We start from the raw sequence: 18,140 nt of genomic DNA, 5'->3' as shown, positions 1-18,140 counted from the left end.
GCATCCCACACTGTTTATGCTGCTGTCTTCGTTTCGTCACGCAGGGCGCGACGCAAAATCTTGCCGACGTTGGTCTTCGGCAGTTCATCGCGGAACTCGATGTATTTCGGCCGCTTGTAGCCTGTAAATTGTTCCTTGCAGTACGCGGCCAGCACGGCCTGGGTCAGGTTCGGATCCTTGCGCACGACAAACACTTTCACGGCCTCGCCCGAGTGTTCGTCCGGCACGCCCACGCAAGCGCACTCGAGCACGCCCGGATGGGCCGCGATGACGGCTTCCACTTCGTTCGGATACACATTGAAGCCGGAGACGAGAATCATGTCTTTCTTGCGGTCGACAATCTTCACGTAGCCACGCTCGTCCATGATGCCCACGTCGCCGGATTTGAAGTATCCATCGGGCGTCATGACCTTGGCCGTTTCATCGGGACGGTTCCAGTAGCCGCTCATCACTTGCGGACCGCGGATGGCGATCTCGCCCGTCTGGCCCAGCGGCACTTCCTTGCCGTCATCGTCGAGGATGGCGATATCGGTCGAGGGCACGGGCAAGCCGATGGTGCCGGAAAACGCCGTGCTGTCGGCGCGGTTGCAGGTGGCGACCGGTGACGTTTCCGACAAGCCATAGCCTTCGATGATGGACACACCCGTCACTTGCAGCCACTTGTCGTTGACGGCTTGCTGCACCGCCATGCCGCCGCCATTGGCGATCTTCAAGCCCGAGAAATCGAGCTTGGCAAAGTCGGGGTGATTCACCAGCGCGTTATACAGGGTATTGACCGCTGGCAGCAGATTGAATTTGTACTTACCCAGCTCCTTGATCAGGCCCGGTATATCGCGCGGATTCGGGATCAGGATATTCAGGGCGCCCACGCGCGTGCCCCACATGGCGCACGCCGTCAGGGCAAAGATATGGTACAGCGGCAAGGCGCAGACGACGATCATCTGTTCCGTGCTGTTCTGGTCGAGCGCCGCGCCCGACCACGCTTCGCTTTGCAGCACATTGGCGATCACATTGCGGTGGCTCAAGGTCGCGCCTTTCGACACGCCCGTCGTGCCGCCCGTGTATTGCAGAAAAGCGGCGTCATTGATGCTCAGCTCGACAGGCGTGAGTTTCATGCGGCTGCCCAGCGCCAGCGCCTGCTTGAAACGCATGGCGTTCGGCAAGGAATACGCGGGCACCATCTTCTTGACGTTGCGCACGACAAAATTGACGATCATGCCTTTCAAACCGCCCAGCATCTCGCCCATGCTGGCGACGACGATGTGCTTGACGGCCGTCTTGCCCAGCACTTGCTCCAAGGTATGGGCAAAGTTTTCCAGCACGATGATGGCTTCGCTGCCCGAATCGTTGAGTTGATGCTCGAGTTCGCGCGGCGTATAGAGAGGATTGACGTTGACCACCGTGTAACCGGCGCGCAGGACGGCGGCGATGGCCACCGGATATTGCAGCACGTTCGGCATCATCAGGGCGACACGCGCCCCCTTCTTCAGGCCACGGCTTTGCAGCCAGGCACCGAGCTGGCGCGAATAGGTGTCGAGTTCGGCATAGGTGAGAAATTTGTCCATGCAGACATAGGCATTGCGATCCGCATATTTTTGAAACGCTTCTTCCAGCACATGCACCAGCGAACGATATTGATCAGGATCGATGTCGGCGGGAACGCCGGGAGGATACGACTTCAGCCAAATTTTTTCCATCCTGTGCCTCTTGTCTCGAATAATCGTGGGGGAGCCGGCGCATCTTGCCGACGCGGATCATTGCTGCGGATTCTGTCGTCCTGCAGTCAGTTTGAGCATTCTGACGAGCAATTGCTCTATGCTACTAATGCGATGCTATCGGGCGCCGGGCTTCCATGCAAGCGCTTTCAACAGTATTCGAGCGGCAACTCTAGGGGTATTTTATGCTGCAATGCAACATGATAAATACACTGTTGCAGGATCGTCCGGCTCGGCGTACTGGACAATCTTTACGGGTCACGGGCTGGACAATTGTTCCAGCGCACGCCTGCGCTCAGGCTTCTTGATCTGGGCCATTGTGTGCACTGCAGCATAAAAAGCACGAAAGTTCTTTTTTTCTTCCAGCAATTTTTTGAGGGCAGGCAAAAATTCATTGTAGGTCGACACGGAAGCGAGGTGCGCATTGCTCAATGGCTGCTCGAACCAGCGGTCGTAACCGGCAAAACCACCCCAGTTTTTCTTCAGTACCTGATACGCGTCTTGCAATGCCGCAAACACCTGCGTCTTGCGCGCGCGCTTTTCCGCATCGCTGGCATCGCTCGCATACACGGCTTCCAGTTCACCCCGATATGTCAGCAGCAAGGCGAGGAAATCCTGGCGCCGCGCCGCGTACTGGGCGTACGCGGCGCGCATCGCGTCATTGCCCTCGCGCGCCAGCCAGCGCTGCACGCCCGCCTCTTCCACGGCGCTGGCAAACGACTCGTTGAAGGCCGAATCGCCGGGCACGTACACCACCTGGTGCGCCAGTTCATGGAAGATCAGGCGCGCCAGTTCCGCATCGTTGTAATTGATAAAGGTCGACAGCAAGGGATCGTCGAACCAGCCCAGGGTGGAATACGCGGGCACGCCGCCCACCTGCACGTCGTAATGCTGGGCGCGCAACTCGTCGGCATACGCGAGCGCCTCTTCCTTGCTGTAGTAACCACGGTAATTCACGCAGCCAGCGATGGGGAAACACCATTGCAGCGGCTGCAACGACAGTTCCGGCGTGGCCACCACGTTCCACAGCACGAAGGGGCGCCGCAGGGAGGCGTAGTTCTTGTAGCTGCCATTGTCCGGTAAATCCAGCTCGCTGACGGCAAAGCGGCGAATCTGCTGCGCCTTGGCCAGGCGCACTTTCAGGCGCGGCTCGGTGGCCGGGTCGTCGAGCCAGTCACCGATGGGGCGCGCGCCCGACCACAAGGCATATTGCCCTTGCGCCGCCTGCGTGTAGTAGCGCAGCTGCGTGCAGCCGCTCAGCGGCAGGCACAGCATGCCGACAAGCAAGCGGGCCGGCCAGCGGGCCATGCTCAGCCAGCCTTTTCCACTTCGACCAGCGTATCGTAGAAAGTCGGCGCGCGGCCCATGTCCGTCAGGCGCTGGCTCGTCACTTCATTGGCGTTCTTGCCGTCGCTGGCGAGTTTCTTCCACCATACGGACAAGCCCACCACCAGGCCGCGTCTCGCCTTGTCGGTCACCCTGGCCTTGGCGGTAAAACTGCCGCGGTCATTAAAAATGCGCACCATGTCGCCGGCGGCGATGCCGCGCGTGGCGCAATCGTCGGGGTGGATGTCCAGATGCGGTTCGCCTTCGGCCGCGCGCAGGCTTTTCACGTTCACGAACGTGGAATTGAGGAAATTGCGTGCCGGCGGGGAAATCATGGCCAGCGGAAAACGGGCCGCCAGCGCGGGATTGCTGGCCAGCGATTCGTGCGGCGCGATATACGTCGGCAAGGGGTCGAGTCCCGCCTGCGCCATGGCGCTGGAATAAAACTCGCACTTGCCCGATGGCGTGGGGAAACCGCCTTCGGCAAATGGCGCCTCGGCCATGGCCAGCTTTTGCCAGCCCGTGCGTTTCAGCGATTCCCAGTCGAAATGCACGGCGCGCGCATCCGTCGTATCGAAGGCTTTGGCCGCCAGCGCATCGTCGCTTTCCTGGAAGCACGGGTCATCAAAGCCCATGTGCTGCGCCAGCAAACGAAAAATTTCCGTATTCGCCTTCGCTTCGCCCAGCGGCGCCACGGCCGCGTTGTTCGCCATCATGTACAGGTGGCCGTAGGTGGAATGCGCATCGACGTGTTCGAGCTGCGTGGTGGCGGGCAACACGATGTCGGCATAATCGACGGTATCGGTCTGGAAGTGTTCGAGCACGACCGTAAACAAGTCTTCGCGGGCGAAACCCTGCGCCACTTTCGAGGAATCGGGCGCCACGGCAAGCGGGTTCGAGTTGTAGACGATCACGGCTTCGACTTGCGGGCCGAACTCGGGCGAGCTGGTTTTCAGCAGATCGTCGCCGATGGTGCTCATGTTGATGGTGCGCGGCGTGCCTTTCAGCAAGTCCGGACGCTGCAGGGCCTTGCGGTTGACGGGGAAGGAACCCGAGCTCGACAGCTGCATGCCGCCGGCAGGATGGCGCCAGGCGCCCGTCAGCGCGGGCAGGCAGGCAATATTGCGCACGGCCATGCCACCGCCATGCACGCGCTGCACGCCGTAGTTGGTGCGGATGGCGGCGCCGTCACCGGAGCGGCAAGCCTGGCCGTACAGGCGCGCCAGTTCCACCACTTCCGTGGCCGTGATGCCGCACACCTCGGCCACGCGTTCGGGTGGCCATTCCAGGGCCCGCTGTTTCAGTTCAGCATAGCCGACCGTGTACTGGGCGATATAGTCATGGTCGAGCAAATCTTCCGTGATCAGCACATGCATCAAGCCCAGCGCCAGGGCCGCATCGGTACCCGGCAGCAAGGCGATATGCTGGTGGCACTTTTCGGCCGTCAGCGAACGGTACGGGTCGATGGCGATCAAGGTAGCGCCATTGCGCTTGGCCTCTTGCGCGCGCATCCAGAAGTGCAGGTTCGAGGCGATCGGGTTGCCGCCCCAGATGATGATCAATTTCGCGTTCTGGAACTGCTCCATGTCCGTGCCGATGCTGGCGCCCACCGTGTAGCGGTAGCCGGTCGCGCCGGCCGAGGCGCAGATGGTGCGGTCCAGCAGGGAAGCGCCGAGCTGGTTGAAAAAGCGCGAGGACATCGATTCGCCCTGCACCAGGCCCATGGTGCCGCAGTAGCTGTACGGCAAGATCGCCTGCGGATCGCGCGCGGCGATCGGTTTCAGACGAGCCGCGATGGTCTGCAATGCCTCTTCCCAGCTGATGCGCTCGAACTTGCCTTCGCCCTTCTTGCCCACGCGGCGCAGCGGATGCAGCAAGCGGTCCGCATGGTAGGTGCGCTCCGTGAAGCGCGACACCTTCGTGCACAGCACGCCAGCCGTGGTCGGGTGGTCGGGATCGCCCTTGACGGCGGTGGCCACGCCATCGGTCACGGTGACCAGCAAGGCGCAGGTATCGGGGCAATCGAGCGGGCAGGCGGCGCGCACTTGGGTGGTGGTCATGGGGCAATCCAAAAACGTTGGGGGAAGGCGATACTGTAAACCATTCCGCGCGCTTGCTGTTGGCGCCGTGGCAAGCACGTCCGTGCGCTGGATTTACCCGGCAAACAAGGGCTACAATGCACTATTAGCCGCGTCTGTTTTCGATCAAACAAACACGGTACGGCGCGCCATACATTGCTGCGTGCCAGCATCCACAGGAGAGTCCCATGAAACTAGTTGATCCGATCTTGGCGTTTCAATCCGAGCTGCAAGGTATTCGCCGCGACCTGCACGCGCATCCCGAGCTGTGCTACGAAGAACAGCGCACTTCGGACGTGGTCGCCGCCAAACTGACGGAATGGGGCATCCCCGTGGTACGCGGCCTGGGCCGCACTGGCGTGGTCGGCATCATCAAGAATGGCACGTCGACACGTGCCATCGGTTTGCGCGCCGACATGGATGCCTTGCCGATGCAGGAAATGAATACCTTCGAGCACGCCTCGCGCCACCCGGGCAAGATGCACGCCTGCGGCCACGATGGCCACACGGCCATGCTGCTCGGTGCGGCCCATTACCTGGCGCAGCACCGCAACTTCGACGGCACCGTGTACCTGGTCTTCCAGCCGGCCGAGGAAGGCGGTGCCGGCGCGCGCGAAATGATAGCAGACGGCTTGTTTACGCGTTTTCCCATGGATGCCATCTACGGCATGCACAACTGGCCGGGCACCGAAACGGGCACCCTGAGCGTGGTGGAAGGGCCCATGATGGCGTCCAGCAATGAATTCCACGTCACCGTCAAAGGCAAGGGCGCCCACGCGGCCCAGCCCCACAAGGGCATCGACCCCGTCATGGTGGCCGTGCAAATCGCGCAAAGCTGGCAAACCGTGATCACACGCAACAAGAGTCCGCTCGACACGGCCGTGCTGTCCATCACGCAAATCCACGCGGGCAGCGCCACCAATGTGATTCCCGATGACGCCAGTCTGGTCGGCACCGTGCGCACCTTCACCACGCCCGTGCTGGACTTGATCGAAGAGCGCATGCGCGACATCGCCGTGCACACGGCCGCCGCCTTTGGCGCGGAAGTCGATTTCCACTTCAAGCGCAACTATCCGCCGCTGGTCAATCACGCGAAGGAAACGGCGTTTGCCGTCGAAGTCATGAAAAGCGTCGTGGGTGCGGACAAGGTCAACGCGAATGTCGAGCCGACCATGGGCGCGGAGGATTTCGCCTTCTTCCTGCAGAAAAAAGCCGGCTGCTACATCTTCATCGGCAATGGCGATGGCGAGCACCGCGATGGCGGCCACGGCCTGGGTCCGTGCGTCTTGCACAATGGCAGCTACGACTTCAACGACAATTTGTTGCCCATCGGCGCCAGTTTCTGGGTCAAGCTGGCCGAAGCGAGCCTGCCCATCGCTTGAATCAGCTCAGTTGATCCGGACCGGCGCCCAGGCGCTGGCCCGGATTCAACGCTTCAAGGGCCAGCAAGGCGGCCGAGTGATCGGCCGTCGGATGGCTGATGGCCAGGGTTTCATAGCGCTGCGTCACCAGTTGCGTCACCGGCAAAGTCACGTGGGCCGCTTCGGCCGCCGCGAGGATGTTGTGCATATCCTTGATCTGGCTTTTCACCTGGCCGCCGGCTACAAAATTGCGCTCCAGCATACGCTGGCCATGCACCTCCAAAATCTTGCTTTCGGCAAAACCGCCGCGGATGGCTGCCCGCACGGCGCTCGCATCGGCGCCGGCCGCCTGGGCCAGCAGCAAGGCTTCCGCCACGATATTCAATGTCGCACCGACGATCAGCTGATTGCACAGCTTGGCCACCTGCCCGCTGCCGGCCGGCCCCACCAGAGTCGGGCGGCCCATTGCCGACAGAATCGTTTCAACCCGCGCGTAATCGCCGGCACTGGCGCCAGCCATGATGGCCAGGGTACCCGCCTGCGCCCCGCCGACGCCACCCGACACGGGCGCATCGATGAAACCATGGCCTGCCGCATGCAAGCTGGCATGAAATTGCTGGGCTTCCGATTGTTTGGTGGAGCTCATGTCGATCCACAACGCACCAGCTGCCAAGGCCGGCAGCGCCTCTTGCAACACCGTTGCCACGATGGGACCGGCCTCCAGCATCGAGATGACCACGTCCACGCCCTTGACAGCCTCAGCCACGGAAACGGTCGGCTGCGCGCCCGCTGCACGCAGGACTTGGGCCTTGCTGTGCGTGCGATTCCAAATTGTGACAAAATATCCAGCGCGCAGCAGGCACCGAACCATCGGCCCTCCCATTAGGCCAATACCGAGAAATGCGATTTTTGTAGACAATGTCAATTCAACCTCTGAGATCAAACAGGTGGCGGGAGTAGTGTGCAAGACTAGGTAATCCTCGGGAAATTAGTGTGAATTTATGACGAACAGAACCGGATGCTATGCAAGGCGCTCGCCGCGACGCAGTGCAAGCACTGCTAGCAGTGAGCAACGCCGCAGAGCGCCGGTTATGGAAGTCAGAAATCACAATAATTTATTGTGGGGTTACTTGGGTGCCTGCGCAAACAAGACAAGCCTGACGGCCAATTTTACGATGAAAGTCTCTATGTCCTTCAAGAAGAATCTCCTCAAATCCATCGCCGCCGTTGCCGCGCTGATGGCAGCCAATGCCGGCTTTGCCGCCGACGACAAACTGATCGACTCCGTCTATGGCGAGTATGCCAAGGGCGTGAAGGTACAAATGGTACGCGCCGGCGTAACCTCGAACTGGGATAAGGCCTGGTTTGTATCGAATGGCACGCAGCTGAGCGGTTACTGGGATGCCAGCATAGGCGGCTGGGATGCCAAGAGCTATCAGAATGTCTCTGGCCAGCATCAAAAGCTGTGGGACCTGGGCTTTACTCCCGTGTTCCGTTTTGAAAACACGAACAAGCTGGGTTTTTATGCGGAAGCCGGCATCGGCGTGCACATGCTGTCGAAACTGTACAACAACGACGATGACCGCCTGTCGACCCACTTCCAGTTCGGCGACCATATCGGCGTTGGCTATATCTTCAATAACAAATGGGAAGTCGCTGCGAAGATCCAGCATTTCTCGAATGGCGGCTACAAGAAACCGAATAGCGGCGTCAATTACCTGAACGTCAAAGTCGCTTATCACTTTTAATGAAGGTGATACATGACAAAGGCAGCGCGTAGCGCTGCCTTTTTTTCGTCTGTTGCATTGGCGATTATTTTTACGTTGGCGGTATGGAGGGTCTGACTGTAGGTCGGCTTAGCGCGCAGCGCGTAAGCCGACAAGCACCACCAGCGTCAAACAAAACCACCAGACGTAAAAAAAACCCCAACCGGATCACCGGAAGGGGTTTTTTCGAATAACAAGCCTGACGATAACCTACTTTCACACTGGTTGCAGCACTATCATCGGCGCAAAGTTGTTTCACGGTCCTGTTCGGGATGGGAAGGGGTGGGACCAACTTGCTATGGTCATCAGGCATAACTTGTACTGGCATTTGTCCTCGATGGAGCGACAAAGCCTGAATCTGGAAGAAGCAAAGATTGGGGTAATGACTGGTAGTATCAACACACACGCAACGTTGTACCGTCTTATCCTCTGTACCTGCTAAGGTTATAGGGACAAGCCGTACGGGCAATTAGTACTGGTTAGCTTAATGCATTACTGCACTTCCACACCCAGCCTATCAACGTCCTGGTCTCGAACGACCCTTCAAAGAGCTCAAGGCTCTGGGAAATCTCATCTCAAGGCAAGTTTCCCGCTTAGATGCTTTCAGCGGTTATCTCTTCCGAACTTAGCTACCCGGCAATGCCACTGGCGTGACAACCGGTACACCAGAGGTTCGTCCACTCCGGTCCTCTCGTACTAGGAGCAGCCCCCTTCAAATTTCCAACGCCCACGGCAGATAGGGACCAAACTGTCTCACGACGTTTTAAACCCAGCTCACGTACCACTTTAAATGGCGAACAGCCATACCCTTGGGACCGGCTACAGCCCCAGGATGTGATGAGCCGACATCGAGGTGCCAAACTCCCCCGTCGATATGAACTCTTGGGAGGAATCAGCCTGTTATCCCCAGAGTACCTTTTATCCGTTGAGCGATGGCCCTTCCATACAGAACCACCGGATCACTATGTCCTACTTTCGTACCTGCTCGACTTGTCAGTCTCGCAGTTAAGCACGCTTATGCCATTGCACTATCAACACGATGTCCGACCGTATCTAGCGTACCTTCGAACTCCTCCGTTACACTTTAGGAGGAGACCGCCCCAGTCAAACTGCCTACCATGCACTGTCCCCGATCCGGATAACGGACCAAGGTTAGAACCTCAAACAAACCAGGGTGGTATTTCAAGGTTGGCTCCACGAGAACTAGCGTCCCCGCTTCAAAGCCTCCCACCTATCCTACACAGATTGGTTCAAAGTCCAATGCAAAGCTACAGTAAAGGTTCATGGGGTCTTTCCGTCTAGCCGCGGGTAGATTGCATCATCACAAACATTTCAACTTCGCTGAGTCTCGGGAGGAGACAGTGTGGCCATCGTTACGCCATTCGTGCAGGTCGGAACTTACCCGACAAGGAATTTCGCTACCTTAGGACCGTTATAGTTACGGCCGCCGTTTACTGGGACTTCAATCAAGAGCTTGCACCCCATCATTTAATCTTCCAGCACCGGGCAGGCGTCACACCCTATACGTCCACTTTCGTGTTTGCAGAGTGCTGTGTTTTTATTAAACAGTCGCAGCCACCAGTTTATTGCAACCCTTTCACCCTCATGGAGTAAACCAATCAAGCTACCGGGGCGTACCTTTTCCCGAAGTTACGGTACCAATTTGCCGAGTTCCTTCTCCCGAGTTCTCTCAAGCGCCTTAGAATACTCATCTCGCCCACCTGTGTCGGTTTGCGGTACGGTCTCGTATGACTGAAGCTTAGAGGCTTTTCTTGGAACCACTTCCGATTGCTTCGTGAATAAATTCACTCGTCCCATCCCCTTGAATTGCGCACCCGGATTTGCCTAAGTGCCTTCTATGAGACAGAAACTGACTATTCCAACAGTCAGACAACCTTCCGCGATCCGTCCCCCCATCGCATCATACGACGGTGCAGGAATATTAACCTGCTTCCCATCAGCTACGCATCTCTGCCTCGCCTTAGGGGCCGACTCACCCTGCTCCGATGAACGTTGAACAGGAAACCTTGGGCTTACGGCGTGGAGGCTTTTCACCCCCATTATCGCTACTCATGTCAGCATTCGCACTTCTGATACCTCCAGCATCCTTTACAAGACACCTTCGCAGGCTTACAGAACGCTCTCCTACCATATATATTGCTATATATCCGCAGCTTCGGTGACTGGCTTAGCCCCGTTACATCTTCCGCGCAGGACGACTCGATCAGTGAGCTATTACGCTTTCTTTAAATGATGGCTGCTTCTAAGCCAACATCCTGACTGTTTTAGCCTTCCCACTTCGTTTTCCACTTAGCCAATCTTTGGGACCTTAGCTGGCGGTCTGGGTTGTTTCCCTCTTGACGCCGGACGTTAGCACCCGACGTCTGTCTCCCAAGCTCGCACTCATCGGTATTCGGAGTTTGCAATGGTTTGGTAAGTCGCAATGACCCCCTAGCCATAACAGTGCTCTACCCCCGATGGTGATACTTGAGGCACTACCTAAATAGTTTTCGGAGAGAACCAGCTATTTCCAAGTTTGTTTAGCCTTTCACCCCTACCCACAGCTCATCCCCTAATTTTTCAACATTAGTGGGTTCGGACCTCCAGGGCGTGTTACCGCACCTTCATCCTGGCCATGAGTAGATCACTTGGTTTCGGGTCTACACCCAGCGACTGATCGCCCTATTCGGACTCGATTTCTCTACGGCTTCCCTATGCGGTTAACCTTGCCACTGAATGTAAGTCGCTGACCCATTATACAAAAGGTACGCAGTCACGGAACAAGTCCGCTCCTACTGTTTGTATGCACACGGTTTCAGGATCTATTTCACTCCCCTTCCGGGGTTCTTTTCGCCTTTCCCTCACGGTACTGGTTCACTATCGGTCGATTACGAGTATTTAGCCTTGGAGGATGGTCCCCCCATATTCAGACAGGATGTCACGTGTCCCGCCCTACTTGTCGTACGCTTAGTATCACCGGTCTGATTTCGAATACGGGACTATCACCCGCTACGGTTCCTATTTCCAGAGGATTCTTCTATCAGTCCGACTATCACGTACAGGCTCTTCCCATTTCGCTCGCCGCTACTTTGGGAATCTCGGTTGATTTCTTTTCCTGCAGCTACTTAGATGTTTCAGTTCGCCGCGTTCGCCTTGCATACCTATGTATTCAGTATGCAATACCCTAAAAGGGTGGGTTGCCCCATTCGGAAATCTGCGGATCAAAGTGTGTTTGCTCACTCCCCGCAGCTTATCGCAAGCTACTACGTCCTTCATCGCCTGTAATCGCCAAGGCATCCACCATGTGCACTTATTCGCTTGTCCCTATAACGTTAGCCTCTCATCACTTGCATAATGAAAGAGCGCTACAGGGATAAGAAAGTACAACGTTGTTGCTTGTTTGTTGATACATACAATCATTACCCATCAAGTCGCCTCATGCATTGCTGCACGCATAGACTTGATCAATAAATAATCTTTACTTCTTCCAGATTGTTAAAGAACGAAACAGCTTTGATCGCTAAAAGATCAAACCTAAACCTACTGGCTTACGTTTGCACTTTCGAGTAAAACTTTGGTGGAGGATGACGGGATCGAACCGACGACCCCCTGCTTGCAAAGCAGGTGCTCTCCCAGCTGAGCTAATCCCCCTGAGATTTACTACTCGGTTTTTACTGGTAGGGCTGGTTGGACTCGAACCAACGACCCCCGCGTTATCAACACGGTGCTCTAACCAGCTGAGCTACAGCCCCAACGCGGAACTACTACGACTACTGTTTCTTCTTAATTAAACAGCCGATAAGTGTGAACATTTGATGCGTGAACCAGTTACCTGATTCGTGCAAACTCTAGAAAGGAGGTGATCCAGCCGCACCTTCCGATACGGCTACCTTGTTACGACTTCACCCCAGTCACGAATCCTACCGTGGTAAGCGCCCTCCTTACGGTTAAGCTACCTACTTCTGGTAAAACCCGCTCCCATGGTGTGACGGGCGGTGTGTACAAGACCCGGGAACGTATTCACCGCGACATGCTGATCCGCGATTACTAGCGATTCCAACTTCATGCAGTCGAGTTGCAGACTACAATCCGGACTACGATACACTTTCTGCGATTAGCTCCCCCTCGCGGGTTGGCGGCGCTCTGTATGTACCATTGTATGACGTGTGAAGCCCTACCCATAAGGGCCATGAGGACTTGACGTCATCCCCACCTTCCTCCGGTTTGTCACCGGCAGTCTCATTAGAGTGCCCTTTCGTAGCAACTAATGACAAGGGTTGCGCTCGTTGCGGGACTTAACCCAACATCTCACGACACGAGCTGACGACAGCCATGCAGCACCTGTGTACTGGTTCTCTTTCGAGCACTCCTCAATCTCTCGAGGATTCCAGCCATGTCAAGGGTAGGTAAGGTTTTTCGCGTTGCATCGAATTAATCCACATCATCCACCGCTTGTGCGGGTCCCCGTCAATTCCTTTGAGTTTTAATCTTGCGACCGTACTCCCCAGGCGGTCTACTTCACGCGTTAGCTGCGTTACCAAGTCAATTAAGACCCGACAACTAGTAGACATCGTTTAGGGCGTGGACTACCAGGGTATCTAATCCTGTTTGCTCCCCACGCTTTCGTGCATGAGCGTCAATCTTGACCCAGGGGGCTGCCTTCGCCATCGGTGTTCCTCCACATATCTACGCATTTCACTGCTACACGTGGAATTCTACCCCCCTCTGCCAGATTCTAGCCTTGCAGTCTCCAATGCAATTCCCAGGTTGAGCCCGGGGATTTCACATCAGACTTACAAAACCGCCTGCGCACGCTTTACGCCCAGTAATTCCGATTAACGCTTGCACCCTACGTATTACCGCGGCTGCTGGCACGTAGTTAGCCGGTGCTTATTCTTCAGGTACCGTCATTAGCAAGAGATATTAGCTCTCACCGTTTCTTCCCTGACAAAAGAGCTTTACAACCCGAAGGCCTTCTTCACTCACGCGGCATTGCTGGATCAGGCTTTCGCCCATTGTCCAAAATTCCCCACTGCTGCCTCCCGTAGGAGTCTGGACCGTGTCTCAGTTCCAGTGTGGCTGGTCGTCCTCTCAGACCAGCTACTGATCGATGCCTTGGTAGGCTTTTACCCTACCAACTAGCTAATCAGATATCGGCCGCTCCACGAGCATGAGGTCTTGCGATCCCCCACTTTCATCCTTAGATCGTATGCGGTATTAGCGTAACTTTCGCTACGTTATCCCCCACTCCAGGGTACGTTCCGATATATTACTCACCCGTTCGCCACTCGCCACCAGAGCAAGCTCCGTGCTGCCGTTCGACTTGCATGTGTAAGGCATGCCGCCAGCGTTCAATCTGAGCCAGGATCAAACTCTTCAGTTTAATCTCTGTTACTTTGCCATTTTATTGGCACCGTCTTGCGACGGGTCGCTCACTCAAAAAACTGACAGGCCACTACTTTCGTAGCGCCTATTTCATTATTTCTTGTGAACATTTGATATTTTAAGTTAGACGCCAATCCGAAGATTGACGCTGCACTTACATCAAATGCCCACACTTATCGACTGTTAATTGTTAAAGAACTGTATTCGGTTACTGCTTTCGCGCTATCGACAAAGCGTTGTGTTTGTCAGCTGCGAAGAAGAAAGAGTATGAGGCATTTCGCTAAATCCGTCAACTCCTTCTTTATACTCATCGCCGTTTCCGGTGATCCTCAACTGCCGCAGTGACTGCGTCTCATTTGGGAGGCGAACTATAGCAAAGCCCCACACGGGCGGCAAGCTTTATTTGAGTAATTCGGCAACCGCCATGCCGACATCGGTTGTACTGGCGCTGCCGCCCATGTCCGGCGTCCGTGGACCATGCTCGAGAACCTGCTCGATGGCGCGCACAATCGCGTCATGCGCCGCCGTGTAATTGGCGTCGCCATTACCGAGGAAGTCCAGCATCATGGCGCCCGACCAGATCATGCCGATCGGGTTGGCGATATTCTGGCCATAGATATCGGGTGCGGAACCGTGCACCGGCTCGAAGACGGAAGGAAAAGTCCGCTCCGGATTGATATTGGCCGATGGGGCGATGGCAATCGTTCCCGTGCAGGCGGGCCCCAGGTCCGACAGGATATCGCCAAACAGATTTGAAGCGACCACCACATCGAAGCGCTCGGGGCTCAATACAAAGCGGGCCGCCAGAATGTCGATATGGTATTTATCCCAACGGACATCGGGAAAGCTCGGGCCCATCGCTTCCACCCGCTCATCCCAATATGGCATGCTGATGGCGATACCGTTCGACTTGGTCGCCGATGTCAGGTGTTTTTTAGGCCGGCTTTGCGCCAGCTCAAACGCATACTTCAGGATACGGTCGACGCCCTTGCGGGTAAACACGGATTCCTGCAGCACCGTTTCGCGCTCCGTCCCCTCGAACATGCGCCCGCCCACGGATGAATATTCTCCTTCCGTATTTTCACGCACCACATAAAAATCGATATCGCCCGGCTTCTTATGCGCCAGCGGGCACGGCACGCCCGGCATCAGGCGCACAGGCCGCAAGTTGACGTATTCGTCGAACTCGCGCCGGAATTTCAATAACGAACCCCACAGCGAGATATGGTCGGGCACCTTGTCCGGCCAGCCCACGGCACCAAAATAGATGGCGTCGAAATCCTTGAGCTGGGCGAACCAGTCCGAGGGCATCATTTGCCCATGCTCCAGGTAATAATCGCAATTGGCCCAAGCCATTGTCGTGAACTGCAAGTCGATATTGAAACGGCGGGCGGCCGCCTCGATGACACGCAAGCCCTCCGGCATGACTTCATTGCCGATACCGTCGCCGGCAATGACGGCGATTTTATGTGTGCTCATGGGAAACCCTGTTGGAAATAGGCGATGGAAGCCCGTATTTACATCTGCTGCGCCACATCCGGGTACAGACGCGCCAGCACATCGGCAGTGATCGCCGCGATGATGGGCTGTACACGCTCGGCTGCCAGTTCAGTTGATTTCTCGCGGCGCACCTCTTTCCACAACTCGGCCAATGCGCCTTCATGGCGCGCCACCGCCTGCTCGACTTCATCTTGCCAGAAGGCCGGCGCTTCGCTTTCAACGAAATTGCCGCGGCCACGGCCAAAGTGCGCCACCGCCAGGTAACGCAGCACGCCCGCTACCACCAGGGTGCGCAGGAAAGCATCGGTAAATTGCATCGTGGGCTCATTGCGGTCCGTACCGGAATTAAAGCCCCAGGCTGCGCCTGCAAACGTCAGCGCACCGACCACGCCGCCAAGCAAAGCGCCAGTGCCCAAGGTCAGGCCGCCGGAAATCAGGTCGGCCGACAGGCCCGTCGCCGCGCCGGAAATCATGGCGCCCAATAGCCCCGCTTGCGCCTTGTCGATAGGCGCGCGCACGGCGAAATTTTCCCGTATCCGGCTATTGATCTTATGCGCATCGGTCGGGTCGAGTTTGTGCAATATCAAAAGCTCACGCGTGGTGGTACCGCTATGCGTATTGAGTCGCGCCACCAGGCTGGCCATGGCTTTTTCCTGGCGTTGCTGCTCTGCATTCTTGCCGATACCCACCACCTGCAAAGCCGATTTCAACAAGCCCCTGGACGCCGGATCAATGGCTTCGCGATCCTGTCCGGCCACCGCCAGTTGCGTGGCCAGCAAATGCATGGCCTGCCGGAAACGCGCCGCATTCTGCTCTTGCCAGGCAGCAAACAGACGCGCATAACCGGCTTGCTGCGACTGCGGCAACAATTTACCCACGGCTTCGTAAAACACGCGTTCATGTACCCAGCAGCGGGCAAAGGCATCGAGCGCCAGGACATCGCGCACGATCGGATACTGCTGCAGGTGCTCGCGCCAGCGTGCCTGCTCGCCGTGTTCCTCATTGCCAGGACGCGGCGGCCCCATCTGGTTGAGCAAGACCACCACGGGCTTATCCAGCCAGGCGAGGATTTTCATTTCCGCCGGCAAGTAGCCAGCATCCTTGGGGTGTTCCGAGGAATTGACCAGGTACAGCACCACGTCGGCGGAGTCCTTGGCCGTGCGCAGCGCTTGCTGGCTGAGCCAGAACGGACGGTCGCGGTAACGGTCCAGCACTTCGCGCAAGAACCAGCCGATGGGATTACCCGACTGCCCCAGACGCTTGAGCAGGCGCACGGAATCGCCAAAGCCTGGCGTATCCCACAATTGCAAGGCATCGCCCTGCGGCGTGGCCAGCAAGGTATGCGATTCGGCAAACACCGTCACGTGAGCGGCATCGCGCACTTCGCCGATGTCTACGCCGACCAAAGTGCGCGCCAGGGTAGTCTTGCCATTATTCGTGTGCGAAATAAGCGCGAACTGAATCTGCACCGCATCATCCTGCACATCTTTATTCACATTCACGCTCATGCTGCTGCCGATACTTTCAGCCCGACACCGGCATCGAGCGGGCGCAAGGCAGGGTTGAGCAAATTGACCACGGTGGCCGTGGTTTTATGGAACTGGCAGAACTGTTGCCACAAGGCGACTCGTTCCGCCAGGCGCGCGCCGTTATCCACCTGTTCACCCGCGCGCTCCAGGTAGCTGGATTCGTCGATCAGCACGGCAATGCCGCGTGCCGACGATTGCGCCAGGTAATCGAGAAAGGCGCCGTGATTTTCCTTCTCCGGCGTCGCCGTCAGATTGAACAGCACGGCCGTGATATTGACTTGCGGATCATTCAAGTCCGTGTCGCGCAAGACGTCCTGCGGTTCTTCGCCATACGACGTCGATGGACGCAGCATCATGCGGCCCTGCTCGCCGAACAGCATGAGGGAAATTTGCCCTAGCCCCTTGTGACGTGCCTCATCGACAGTAAAGCTGTATGGCAAGACGCGCAGCATGCCGCCCGTGGCCACGCCGATGCTTTCATTGAGCTTGCGGAAATACGGTTGATCTAGATCCAGCGGAAAGTTCCTGGCCAGGCGCGCGGCGCGCCAGTTGTTGACGAGGGCCAGGATCAGGCGGGGAACGACGACCAGCAGGAAAATCGTTGCCGCATACAAATGCACCCAGCGCGCGCCGCCTTCGACGGTCGTCGTTTGCGGGAAGCGCAGTGCTTCGATTTCCGCCAGCGAAAATCCTTGCAAATGAAACAGGGCAATAGCCGGCGCAAACAAGGTCGAAAGCAGGCTGTGCACCTGGCCGGCATTCAAAAAGGTGCTTTCCCAGCCGGCTGCGTATTGCGACAGAAAGCCGCGCGCATACAGTGAAGCGACGGCGCCGATGGCAAACATGGCGGCGCTCAGGTGGATGGTACGACTGAGGCGCGCAGCCGTCAGTTTGGCACTCAAGTGCGCCCATTCCCCCATGAAACTGAGCAAGCCCGAGGACAAGGTATGCGGCAGCTTGCGCGGCAGGGCCAGGCGGCCCACGCTCAGGTGGCGCACCAGTCCCGCCTTCGGCCAGCCCAGGGAACGCGAAGGGATGCATAGCCAGATCAGCAAGCCCAGGTAGACCAGCACATTCCAGGCGATGATCAGCAGCAAGGGCGCCGACAGCAAGTCGACACGATGGGGATCTGTGATGCGGTCCAGCCCGGCGCCCAGCAGCAAAGCCAGCAGGGGCAGGGCCAGCGCCAGGGTTTTCATGCCATTACGGCGTTTCGCGAAAGCGGCGAAGGCGGGCGTGCGCTCGGTGATGCGCTTGAGGATCAGTTCCGAGCGCTGCTGCAGGAAATCGTCACCTGTCACTTCGGCCTGCTTGCCCGAAGCTTGCCACTGCGCAAGCTCACGCGCGCTGCGGCTGGCATACATGCGGTCATCCTCGCTGAGGACTTCTTTTTTCTGGTCGGCCGTCTCGATAGCACGGACCAATACCACTTCTCTCGCAATCTGCTCGTTCATGGTGCTCCTGTTTTTGTATGAAACGA

9 protein-coding genes, 2 tRNA genes and 3 rRNA genes are annotated in these 18,140 nt (G+C 57.2%); 2 read left to right on the top strand and 12 right to left on the bottom strand.

Annotation, left to right across the window (positions count from 1 at the left end):
* Positions 1–14: 14 nt before the first annotated feature.
* The 3 genes from ACPJXG_RS01130 to ACPJXG_RS01120 form a co-directional block, all read right to left on the bottom strand.
* Entirely contained in the window at positions 15–1,697 is a 1,683-nt protein-coding gene (locus ACPJXG_RS01130) for a long-chain fatty acid--CoA ligase (RefSeq protein WP_035822872.1), read from the bottom strand.
* 276 nt (positions 1,698–1,973) lie between these two features.
* Positions 1,974–3,023, bottom strand: a complete 1,050-nt coding sequence (locus tag ACPJXG_RS01125) for an aminopeptidase (protein ID WP_176389648.1) — start codon at positions 3,021–3,023, stop codon at positions 1,974–1,976.
* A gap of 2 nt (positions 3,024–3,025) precedes the next feature.
* On the bottom strand, positions 3,026–5,101 hold the full coding sequence (locus ACPJXG_RS01120) for a molybdopterin-containing oxidoreductase family protein (protein ID WP_176389647.1): 2,076 nt from the start codon (positions 5,099–5,101) through the stop codon (positions 3,026–3,028).
* 206 nt (positions 5,102–5,307) lie between these two features.
* Here ACPJXG_RS01120 and ACPJXG_RS01115 point away from each other — a divergent pair, with 206 nt between their 5' ends.
* Entirely contained in the window at positions 5,308–6,501 is a 1,194-nt protein-coding gene (locus ACPJXG_RS01115; protein WP_425253133.1) for a M20 aminoacylase family protein, read from the top strand.
* A 1-nt stretch (position 6,502) separates the two neighbouring features.
* On the opposite strand, the gene ACPJXG_RS01110 is transcribed toward ACPJXG_RS01115, so the two are convergent.
* Positions 6,503–7,399: an NAD(P)-dependent oxidoreductase gene (locus ACPJXG_RS01110; protein ID WP_425253132.1), complete on the bottom strand. Its 897-nt coding sequence runs from the start codon at positions 7,397–7,399 to the stop codon at positions 6,503–6,505.
* Between the two features lie 268 nt (positions 7,400–7,667).
* On the opposite strand from ACPJXG_RS01110, the gene ACPJXG_RS01105 reads away from it, so the two are divergent.
* The gene (locus tag ACPJXG_RS01105) at positions 7,668–8,228 is read left to right on the top strand and encodes an acyloxyacyl hydrolase (protein WP_176389644.1); all 561 of its coding nucleotides are present in this window, start codon (positions 7,668–7,670) and stop codon (positions 8,226–8,228) included.
* A gap of 215 nt (positions 8,229–8,443) precedes the next feature.
* Here ACPJXG_RS01105 and rrf read toward each other — a convergent pair.
* From rrf to ACPJXG_RS01065, 8 genes are all read right to left on the bottom strand, one after another.
* Positions 8,444–8,556 (bottom strand): 5S ribosomal RNA (gene rrf / locus ACPJXG_RS01100).
* A 138-nt stretch (positions 8,557–8,694) separates the two neighbouring features.
* Positions 8,695–11,570 (bottom strand): 23S ribosomal RNA (locus ACPJXG_RS01095).
* Between the two features lie 251 nt (positions 11,571–11,821).
* Positions 11,822–11,897, bottom strand: a tRNA-Ala gene (locus ACPJXG_RS01090).
* A 24-nt stretch (positions 11,898–11,921) separates the two neighbouring features.
* A tRNA-Ile gene (locus tag ACPJXG_RS01085) sits at positions 11,922–11,998 on the bottom strand.
* A gap of 100 nt (positions 11,999–12,098) precedes the next feature.
* Positions 12,099–13,629 (bottom strand): 16S ribosomal RNA (locus ACPJXG_RS01080).
* Together the 16S, 23S and 5S rRNA genes with 2 tRNA genes alongside form the textbook arrangement of a ribosomal RNA operon.
* Positions 13,630–14,030: 401 nt before the next feature.
* Entirely contained in the window at positions 14,031–15,110 is a 1,080-nt protein-coding gene (locus ACPJXG_RS01075) for a tartrate dehydrogenase (protein WP_425253131.1), read from the bottom strand.
* A gap of 38 nt (positions 15,111–15,148) precedes the next feature.
* A complete protein-coding gene (locus tag ACPJXG_RS01070) occupies positions 15,149–16,639 on the bottom strand; it encodes a DUF3482 domain-containing protein (RefSeq protein WP_425253130.1) in 1,491 nt (496 codons plus the stop codon).
* Entirely contained in the window at positions 16,636–18,114 is a 1,479-nt protein-coding gene (locus tag ACPJXG_RS01065; protein WP_425253129.1) for a DUF2868 domain-containing protein, read from the bottom strand. Before ACPJXG_RS01065 ends, ACPJXG_RS01070 begins: the two co-directional genes overlap by 4 nt.
* Positions 18,115–18,140 lie beyond the last annotated feature (26 nt).

It is taken from the genome of Janthinobacterium sp. NFX145, assembly GCF_049810325.1.
Taxonomy (GTDB): domain Bacteria; phylum Pseudomonadota; class Gammaproteobacteria; order Burkholderiales; family Burkholderiaceae_D; genus Janthinobacterium; species Janthinobacterium rivuli.
This window is presented reverse-complemented; position numbering and strand designations above follow the sequence as displayed.